General features: G+C 26.4%; 6 protein-coding genes. All 6 read left to right on the forward strand.

The window, feature by feature from the left end:
* The first annotated feature begins 350 nt into the window (after nt 1-350).
* Nucleotides 351-1,499: a PLP-dependent aspartate aminotransferase family protein gene (locus RYM86_RS03940; protein WP_315077965.1), complete on the forward strand. Its 1,149-nt coding sequence runs from the start codon at nt 351-353 to the stop codon at nt 1,497-1,499.
* Nucleotides 1,500-1,584: 85 nt separating this feature from the next.
* On the forward strand, nt 1,585-2,736 hold the full coding sequence (locus tag RYM86_RS03945; RefSeq protein WP_315077967.1) for an aminotransferase class I/II-fold pyridoxal phosphate-dependent enzyme: 1,152 nt from the start codon (nt 1,585-1,587) through the stop codon (nt 2,734-2,736).
* A 271-nt stretch (nt 2,737-3,007) separates the two neighbouring features.
* On the forward strand, nt 3,008-4,054 hold the full coding sequence (locus RYM86_RS03950; RefSeq protein WP_315077969.1) for a transglutaminase domain-containing protein: 1,047 nt from the start codon (nt 3,008-3,010) through the stop codon (nt 4,052-4,054).
* 857 nt (nt 4,055-4,911) lie between these two features.
* Nucleotides 4,912-6,738 carry a glutamine--fructose-6-phosphate transaminase (isomerizing) gene (gene glmS / locus RYM86_RS03955; protein ID WP_315077970.1) on the forward strand — a complete coding sequence of 609 codons (1,827 nt, stop codon included), beginning with the start codon at nt 4,912-4,914 and terminating at the stop codon, nt 6,736-6,738.
* A gap of 909 nt (nt 6,739-7,647) precedes the next feature.
* The gene (locus RYM86_RS03960; protein ID WP_315077973.1) at nt 7,648-9,015 is read left to right on the forward strand and encodes a [FeFe] hydrogenase, group A; all 1,368 of its coding nucleotides are present in this window, start codon (nt 7,648-7,650) and stop codon (nt 9,013-9,015) included.
* A 606-nt stretch (nt 9,016-9,621) separates the two neighbouring features.
* Complete coding sequence (locus tag RYM86_RS03965; RefSeq protein ID WP_315077975.1) at nt 9,622-11,145, forward strand: phosphomannomutase/phosphoglucomutase; 1,524 nt, start codon at nt 9,622-9,624, stop codon at nt 11,143-11,145.
* Nucleotides 11,146-11,383 lie beyond the last annotated feature (238 nt).

Raw genomic sequence — 11,383 nt, forward strand, 5'->3', positions numbered from 1 at the left:
TATAAGCTTTATTAATACTTATATTTATGACTGTATAAGTCGCTTCTTATTATTTTAGAAGCGGCTTTTTTATTCTTTAGAAAACTATATTGTTAGACAATAGGTAGATAATGTTTAAAATACTGCATTTTAAGGAAATAATGAATATTACTAAAGAATAAACAATAATCATATGCATTATTATTGTTATTATTTCTGCACTACCTTTGGAAATGATGTATGGATAATAAAGTTGCTAGGTGATTTTGTTCATGTATAGGAAATCATAGAATTCTTAAAGATTGAAAAGTTAATAAAGTTTAAGTTTAAATCAGTTTTAAAATTGATAATTAAAAATAGGGGGGCTAAGGATGAATATTAAAAAGAAATTTGAAACAATTGCAGTAAATGGTGTATCTGGTGGTGATGAAAAGACAGGAGCTATAAGTTATCCCATTTATCAAACGGCAACATTTAAACATTATGGATTAAATAATGGTACAGGATATGATTATTCAAGAGCTCAAAATCCAACACGCGAAGAGGTTGAAAAAACATTAGCTGTTTTAGAAAATGCAAAATATTCAATAGGATTTTCTTCAGGGGTAGCAGCTATTACGGCCTGTATTCATTTGCTTAAATCTGGTGATCATGTAATTTTATCAGATGATTTATATGGTGGAAGCTTTAGGTTATTTAATGATACATTTAAAGATTTTGGTATAACAGCCACATTTGTTGATACTACAGATGTTAAAAATGTAATAGATGCTTTGAATAAAAATACAAAAGCTGTATTCATTGAAACACCTTCAAATCCTATGATGAATGTAACGGATATAAGAGCAGTTGCAGAGATAACAAAGAAAAATGAACTGTTATTAATTGTAGATAATACTTTTTTAACACCATATTATCAAAAACCATTAGAATTAGGTGCTGATTTAGTAATTCATAGTGGAACTAAATATTTAGGTGGTCATCATGATTTATTAGCAGGATTTATAGTTGGAAGAGATGAGGAAATTTTACAAAAATTAAGAAGAATTCATATGTCAACAGGTGCAACATTATCTCCGTTTGATTCATGGTTATTATTAAGGGGAATTAAAACTTTACATATAAGATTGGATAGAGCTCAAGAAAATGCTTTAGAAGTGGCTAAATTTTTACAACAAAATTCAAAAGTAGAAAAAGTTTATTATGTAGGTTTAGAAGATTTTGAAGGGTATGAATTAAATAAAAAACAGGCTACAGGATTTGGAGCAACTTTATCTTTTAGAGTTAAAGATAAAAAATTAGTTAATAAAATTCTTGAAGACATCAAAGTAATAAGATTTGCAGAAAGCTTAGGAGGTGTAGAAACATTAATAACTTATCCATTTACACAAACACATTCTGAAATTCCAGATGAAATTAAGAAAAAACTAGGTGTAGATGAGCAGTTACTTAGATTATCAATAGGGATAGAAAATATCAAAGACTTGTTAATGGATTTAGATAATGCAATAGGTAAATAAATTTACAAAAAATGTATGAATTATAAAAGTGTATGAATAATTAGTATGATTAAAAATTTCTAAATTTAAGATTGGGGTGTAAATTATGAATTTTGGAACTAAATTAATACATGGAAGTGGAGATATAGATCCTATAACAGGATCTGTAAGTACGCCAATATATCAAACATCGACATTTCATCAATTTGATATAAATAATTTTGGAAAATATGATTATTCACGTTCAGGTAATCCAACTAGAGAAATATTAGAAAATTTAATAGCTGAATTAGAATGTGGAAAGCGTGGATTTGCATTTTCTTCTGGTATGGCTGCAATTTGTTCAGTATTATCAATATTTTCAGCAGGAGATCACATTATAATTTGTGGTGATGTATATGGAGGAACTTATAGAGCAACTACACAGTTATTCTCAAGGTTTAATATTGAATTTACATTTGTAGATGCATCAAATATTGAAGAAATAAAAAATTCTTTTAAAGAAAATACAAAGGGGCTTTATTTAGAAACACCATCAAATCCATTATTAAAAGTTATTGATTTAAGAGCTGCAAGCAAAATAGCAAAAGAACATAAGGCAATTACAATAGTAGATAATACTTTTATGTCACCATATCTTCAAAGACCATTACAGCTTGGAGCAGATATAGTTTTACATAGTGCAACTAAGTTCTTAGGTGGTCATAGTGATGTTATTGCAGGACTTGTTGTAACGAAATCAAATGAACTTGGAATGAAAGTTTATCAAATACAAAATACATTTGGTGCTGTGCTTGGACCACAAGATTCATGGCTTTTAATTAGAGGAATTAAAACTTTAAAAGTTAGATTAGATGCACATGAAAAAAGTGCTCAAAGATTAGCTAAATGGCTTGAAAAAAGAGATGAAGTAGAAAAAGTTTATTATCTTGGACTTGAATCAATGGAAGGAAGAAAGTTACACCTACAACAAGCATATGGTGCTGGTGCAGTTTTATCCTTTAAATTTAAGACAATAGAAAAGACAAAATATTTTCTAAATAATGTAAAAAATGTAGCGGTGGCAGTAAGTTTAGGTGGTGTTGAAACTATAGTTTCATATCCTGCTAAAATGAGTCATGCCTCAATTCCTAAAGATGAAAGACAAGAACTTGGAATTACAGATACATTAATAAGGGTATCTGTAGGACTTGAAGATATAAATGATTTAATAGAATCATTTAAAGAAGCAATTGAAAATAGAATATATAATAAATAATTAAATGAAAATAAAAAGGATAAATATTCACTTTTTTAGAATTTTAAAAGATACAATAAGTAATGATATAGCCAAGAAACCTCTATTTAAATATGACTTAAATAGAGGTTTATATAATGTATATTGAGTTGTATACATTATATTCTCGTCCTATTAAATTATTGAATTAATAGAACGAGAATATATATATATAATTAATATTAAATAGTTTAAGATTAATTATACTATTTAAAAGTAACAACCAAATAGTTAAATATTTAGGGGGTGTAGAATGAAAGGGTTAAAGAATACATTAAAAGTAATATTAATAGGACTAATAATAATAGCTTCTACAAACATAAATGTTTATGCATCAGAAACGTTTTATGATTCTAATAAGTTAAAAAATGAAATTTATAATAATTTAAAAGATTGGGAAACAGACTTTACTCTTAACTATTGGGGGGATAACATTCAATCTGTATTAGATAGTGCAATAGATAGTGATGATTATTTGGAAAGATCAGTGTCTTCATATAATATTAAAATTAACGGAGGAAAAAATAAATTTACTATACAATATAGAACAACCAAATCTCAAGAAGATTTTATAGACTATGAGTTAAAAAGAATAGTAAATAATTTAATAAATCCTAATATGAGCACAATAGATAAAGTTACAGCTATAAATAATTATTTGGTTAAGATATACAAATACGATTATAGTATAAAGTCTGATAATGTATATTCTGCATTAACAACAAAAGAAACTATTTGCCAAGGGTATGCTATGACAGCATATAAAATGTTTAAGTTATTAGGAATAGACTCTAGAATAGTTAGTGGTACCATGAATGGGACAGGACATGCTTGGAATTTAGTTAATATCAATGGAAATTGGTACAATTTAGATATAACTAATAATGATAATATAATTAGAGATAAATATTTACTTGTCAGTGATGATTTTTTGATAAACAATGGATTTCATTGGAACAAGTCTAAGTATCCAACTGCATATTACAACTATTATAATATTCCAAAGACTTTTACAGATTATAATAATGATAATGAGAGTGATATAGTTAGTTATTATAATGGTGGATATTGGTATAGTGAAAAAGGTTATTGGCACTATTTTAGATTCAGTGGAAAAGATGCAAGAGGGTGGCTTAATAATGATGGGAATTGGTATTACTTTGATAATGATGGGAAAATGAAAGTAGGTTGGGTATTAGACAATGGAACATGGTATTATTGCTATTCAAATGGACAGATGGCTTATAATACAATAATAGGAAGATATAGATTAGATGAAAATGGAGATTTAATAAGTTAGCATTTTTATATGAGCATAATCGATGTTAAAGGTTAAAGCATAGGTAATTATTTGAAATATAGAATAAGATTGTAATAAACACTTATATTTTTGATTCATGCAAGATATAAGTGTTTTTTTGTGGAAGTATTAAAGTGAATTAATAATTTCTTAGTTGGAACTTTAAAAAATAGAAATATATATTAAAAAGCTATAAAGTTAATCCATAATTATCCATTTAGAACTGTTTGTTTTGTTTTATAATGAAAATATTGAAATTTGTAGAATTTTATGTAGAAAGATATATATTATATTATAGACAAAAGAAAATTATATGATAGAATAAATCCATAGGCATGAAATTAACTAGAAGGAGGGAATATTTGTATTAATATAATTTAAAGCGCCAGGACTTAAGTGACAATATAATTGGCAATGAATTTATTAATGAGTTAGTTTTATAATAGAAAAGATTTAATATTATTTGTAATATATTTTATAGAATCTTTTTAAAGGAAACTCGACTCATATATGTTCGCTGAGTAAGTTCCACTAACCAAATCATAGATTTGGAGTGTCACTTGCCCGATTACACTGGGTAAGTTCTGCTTACTAAATCAAAGATTTAGACCATCACTTAAGTTGACGAGGTTGGGGAGTATCGAAACTTCGGCGGGTGCCCCACGGTATTTGCACTACCGTTAACAACTGGCAAAGCTATAAAGCAATTTATAGAACAAATCCAGTTAGGTGTTAAAGCCTTCTTAATTTAGATTTTGTATTTATGAGTATTATTATGCCTATTTTTAAATTTATAATTAGAAAAATCTAAAAGAGGTTGTAATTTTAATATTATGAATTAAGAAAGGAAGATCAATATGTGCGGAATAGTTGGATATTTAGGAAGTGGAAAAGCTACTTCATTTTTAATTAATGGATTATCAAAGTTAGAATATAGAGGTTATGACTCAGCTGGAGTAGCTGTTGTTAATAACGGAGAGATTGAAGTAAGGAAGTTTAAAGGAAGATTAGCTAATTTAGCAAATGATATAAAGGCAAATCCTGTTGAAGGAAACATGGGAATAGGACATACAAGATGGGCAACGCATGGAGCTCCATCAGATGCTAATTCACATCCACATTTAAATAGTAAAGAAACAATTGCTGTAGTTCAAAATGGAATAATTGAAAATTACTTAACATTAAGAACATGGCTTAAAGGAGAAGGATATACTTTTAAATCAGAAACAGATACAGAAGTAATTCCTAATTTAATTGATTACTATTATGAAGGAAATTTATTTGAAGCTATCATTAAAACACTTAAAAGACTTGAAGGAAGTTATGCTTTAGGTGTTGTTTGTAAAGACGAGCCAGATAAATTAATAGCAGTAAGAAAAGAATGTCCTTTAATTGTAGGATTAGGAAAAGATGAATCATTCATCGCATCAGATATTCCAGCTGTATTAAGCTATACAAGAGATGTGTATCTTTTAGAAGATCATGAAATAGCTGTTCTTTCAAATGAGGGAGTTAAGCTTTATGCAACAGATGGAAAAGAAATACAAAAGGATATATATCATGTTACATGGAATGAAGATGCTGCTGAAAAAGGCGGATTTGAAGATTTCATGTTAAAAGAAATTCATGAACAACCAAGAGCTATAAGAGATACTATGGCTGGAAGAATTTCAATGGAAAAGAGTATGCTTTTAGATGATTTAAAAATTACTAAAGAAGATTTAGAAAATACAGATAGAGTATTTATAGTAGCTTGTGGTACTGCATATCATGCTGGACTTGTAGGTAAAAACTTAATTGAATCATTTGCAAAGATTCCAGTAGAAGTTGATATTGCATCTGAATTTAGATATAGAAACCCATTAGTAACTGATAAATCTTTAGTTATCGTTATAAGCCAATCTGGAGAAACAGCAGATACATTAGCAGCTTTAAGAAATAGTAAAAATATTGGTGCTACAATAATAGCATTAACTAATGTAGTTGGAAGCTCAGTATCAAGAGAAGCTGATCATGTATTATATACATTAGCAGGACCTGAAATTTCAGTCGCTTCTACTAAGGCGTATACAACTCAAATAATTGGAATGTATATGATGGCTATGACATTTGCAAAAATATTAGGCAAATTAAAGAGCGATAGATTAGAAAAATTAAAAGAAGAATTATTAGATTTACCAGAAAAGTTAGAATTAGTTTTAGAAGATAGAGAAAAAATAAAAGTTATAGCTGAAAAAATGTATGAAGAAAAAGATGTTTTCTATTTAGGAAGAGGATTAGATTATGCAGTTGCATTAGAAGGATCACTTAAACTTAAAGAAATATCATATATTCATGCTGAAGCATATGCTGGTGGAGAATTAAAGCATGGTCCTATAGCATTAATTGAAGATGGAACAAATGTAATTGCTTTATTAACTCAAGAAGCTTTAAAAGAAAAAATGGTAAGTAATATTGTAGAAATTAAAGCAAGAGGAGCAAAGGTCATTGGAGTTTGTTATGTAGGAATTAAGGGCTTAGAAGAAGTTCTAGATGAAATTATATATATTCCAAGAACTATGGATATGTTTGCACCAGTATTAAGTGTTGCTGCACTTCAATTATTATCATACTATGTAGCAAAAGCTAAGGGATGCGATATAGATAAACCAAGAAACTTAGCTAAATCTGTTACTGTAGAATAATAATTAAAATTTATGAAATTTAATTGAATGAAAATTTGATTATTAGTCGAAGCTATAAGAAATTAGTGGTAATTTAGAATCTGACATGTACAGTTATACTATGAAAGACGTGATTAATAATTATTTCATAGCATTCTAAGTATGACATTTAGAATATTATGCTAAAAATTAATAGAATTTAATAATGAGGACTAGGTATTTTAAAAATATTTAAAATGCCTAGTTTTTTTGATTATTTTAAGGAGATGAAATTATGTAAAAATGTAAAAGAATTAAAAACATTGAAATGGAGCTTGAACATAAATTGATAAAATTATAAATGATATTAGCAAAGTAAAATATAGAATAAAAGATTTATTCTAAAAAGATAATAGGGGAAATAAGAGGATGGATAAACGAAAAGGAGGATTTACTAAAGAAAAATACGATAAATAGATAAAAGGGAATAGAAGATGTGCGATGTACTGAATTATAAACAATGATTAACTATTTAGTATGTTACTTCCATTGATAAATATTCGAGTATGATTGGCATAAAAACAAGAAGACAACATGAATTAGTTTTGAATAACAAGACTAATTACTTTTATATTGTGGAGTTTTCTAATTAAGCTATTGATATTTCATTAGAATAAGATGGTGGATTAAGTATATACAAATATTTAATTATAAATAAAATATTTGAACTAGAAGATAGTGCAATGAAAGACATTTAATTATATAATAATTATTTTCCTATAAAAATTGTTGACTTTTTATATGGATATATTATACTTAAAATACAAATAATGATTAAAATTTCAATTAATTATATGAAGTAAAGTATATATATATTTAGCAAGGCATATATTAATAAATTATTAAAACGTTATCAAAAATATTTAAATTAAAATTATAGGAGGAGAAATTATGAGTAAGCATAAATTCACAGAAATTAGAGTACCCATAGAATTTGATAATCCATCTATTATGCGTGATGAAGAAAAATGTATTAAATGTGGACAATGTAAAAGAATATGCATTAATAATATCGCAATTGGAGATTCATTTGATCTTAAAAAAACGGGAGATGTAGCTATTTGTATTAATTGTGGACAATGTGCCAATGTATGTCCAACAAGCTCAATCACAGAAGTTTATGAATATGAGAAAGTAAAAGAAGCTATTAAAGATCCTGAAAAGATTGTTATTTTTAGTACATCACCATCAGTAAGAGTTGCTTTAGGTGAGGAATTTGATATGGAAGAAGGAAGCTATGTAGAAGAAAAAATGATAGCAGCTTTAAGAACATTAGGTGCTGATTATGTATTAGATACCACTTTTTCAGCGGATTTAACTATAGTTGAAGAAGCTAGTGAACTTATAGAAAGAATTATGGGAAATAAAAAGCCTCTTCCACAGTTTACGAGTTGTTGTCCTGCGTGGGTTAAGTTTACTGAAACATTTTATCCGGAACTTATTCCAAACTTATCAACAGCTAAAAGTCCTATTGGAATGCAAGGCCCAACTATAAAAACATATTTTGCAAAACAAATGAATATTAATCCTAAAAAAATCGTTAATGTTGCTGTTACTCCTTGCACTGCAAAGAAATATGAAATCCGTAGAGAAGAAATGAATGCATCAGCAAAATATAATAATATTGAGGGCATGCGTGACATGGATTATGTAATAACGACAAGAGAACTTGCAAAATGGTCTAAAGAAGAAAATATTAATTTAAAAAATCTTGAACCAGATAAGTATGATAATTTACTTGGATGTGGTACTGGAGCAGGAATTATTTTCGGTAATACTGGAGGAGTAATGGAAGCAGCACTTCGTACTACATATTTTTACATAACTAAAGAAGTGCCACCAGAGACATTATATGAGCTAAAACCAGTAAGAGGAATGGAAGGTATTAAAGAAGCTAAATTAAATATTAAAGATATTGAATTTAAAGTTGCAATTGTTCATGGAACAGCAAATGCTAAAAAATTAATTGAAAAGATGAAAACTGGACAAGTAAAATACGATGTTATTGAAGTAATGACATGTCGTGGTGGATGCATTGGTGGCGGAGGTCAACCCAAAGATAAGAAATTTCTTGGTGATGCTTTAAGAGAAAAACGTATAGAAGGCTTATACAATAAAGATAAAAATGTAAAATTAAGATCAAGTTATGAAAATCCAGAAATAATTAAGGTATATGAAGAATTTTATGGTGAACCTTTAAGTGAATTAGCAGAAGAAATTCTACATACAATGTATAATGATAAAAGTGGTATGCTATAAAAATAGAGATATATAAGTTATTTTTTTGAATGTTAAGAAATTAAAGGTGTATGTTATGGTTTATTTATATACAATATAAGTAAAATTAACAATATTACTTTGATCTAACTTTGTTTAAAATCAACATTAATTATAGTTAAAATAAATAATTTTTATTTAAAAATTCTGTTTAATATGTGTTGTATTATAAAGAGGCTTATTGTTCATATTAATTGGTATATAGTCTTTATTTATTTGGAGAAAAATGATATAATTTACAGATTGGATATATATTTACATGATTTGAATTTTAATTATAGTTTTAATATTTTATAAAATGTTTAAAGCAAAACTTATATTTTATATAAGTATCATAGGATATAAATTTAACGATTACTTTAGTGATTGAGAGAAAGTATGAAATAATTTAAGGATTATTTTGTGCTTTTTTTTATACATAAAACTAATTATTATATAATATTAATGTTACATCATTAAACAAATAAAAGTAAAATAAGTATATAAACGAGTTTGACATGATAATATATTATTATATTAAAAATATAGAATAATATATTATTTAATATAATAATTAGTTTATTTAAATTATTAAATAGGGGGATGGGTATGAACAATAATTGTCTGCATGACTTACAAAATGGAAGTGACATTAGAGGGATTGTATTAACTAATGAAGATCAAGTTATAAATTTAACTAATAAAGAAATTAAAATTATAACAATAGCATTTCATGAATGGTTAAAAAATAAAAATAAACTTAATAATTTAAAAATATCAGTGGGGATAGATTCTAGAATAACTGGAAATGAATTTAAACACACTATAATTAACACACTAGTCGCATGTAAAGTCACAGTATATGATTGCAAATTATCAACTACACCATCAATGTATATGACAACTATTATGGATGATTACAAATGTGATGGAGCTATAATGATAACAGCAAGTCATCTTCCTTATTATTATAATGGTATAAAACTATTCACTAAAAATGGATGCTTAGATAAAGAAGAAATTCAAGAGGTATTAAATATAGCATCAAAATATGAAGATAATAAAGAATATGTTTTTGTAAGTGAAATGGAAGCAAGAAGAATGACTGTTTTTAAGCCACTTATTAATGATTATTCTAAACTATTAGTTAAAAAAATAAGAAAAGAAATTAACTCATTAGAAAATTATGAAAAACCTTTAACAGGTATTAAGATTATATTAGATGCAGGAAATGGATCAGGAGGATTTTTTAAGGAGAAAGTATTAGAAGAATTGGGAGCAAATACTACAGGAAGTCAATTTATAGAACCAGATGGTACATTTCCTAATCATATTCCAAACCCAGAAACGGATATTTCTATGAATTTAATAAGTAATGCAGTAATAGATAATCATGCTGATTTAGGAATTATTTTTGATACGGATGTAGACAGAGTTGCTTTAGTTGGAAAAGAAGGTAGATTTATAAATAGAAGTTCTCTAATTGCACTTATATCTGCAATAGTATTGCAAGAGCATAAAGGATCTACTATAGTTACCGATTCAGTAACATCAGATGGAGTAAGCAAATTTATAAAAAAATTAGGTGGTAAACATCATAAAGTTAAAAAGGGATACAAAAATATTATAAATGAGGCTATGAAACTAAATAGTAAAAATGAAGAATGTTATGCGGCTATTGAAACAAGTGGTCATGTTGCATTAAAAGAAAATTATTTTTTAGATGATGCCGCTTATTTTGCATCAAAAATACTTATTATTATGGCTAAATTAAAAAAAGAAGATAAATTTATTGAGGATTTAATAAGTGATTTAGAGTTATCAAATGAGGAAAGAGAAATAAGATTAGCAATTAATGAAAATGATTTCAATAATTATGCCAATAAAATATTATATGATTTTACTAAAGTGATTGCTGATAATGATAATATGCAAATTGATGAAGACAATTGTGATGGAATAAAAGTTATATTTAATGAAAAATTTGGAGAAGGGTGGTTTACTTTAAGACTTTCTTTACATGAACCTAAAATAGTAATTAATATTGAATCTAGTAAATCATCAGAATGTGAAAAAATACTAGAATTTATTAAAAACTTTATAAATAATTATAATGTAAGTTATTTAAACTAATTTCAAAATATAAAAATTATATTTAAAGCTATATATCATTTAATATCATGATATATAGTTTTCTTTTATTGTAATCTTAAAAATATTCAAATATAATTTTGCATAAATATACTTATTAAAGGATAATTCTAATATTAAATAGAAATCTTATTTTACATTAATAATATTTTAGATTGGACCTATTAGTACATAAATGCTATACTATATATAATGTGATTATTTATATAAAATAAAAAAT

It is taken from the genome of uncultured Clostridium sp. (assembly GCF_963527835.1).
Lineage (GTDB): Bacteria > Bacillota > Clostridia > Clostridiales > Clostridiaceae > Clostridium.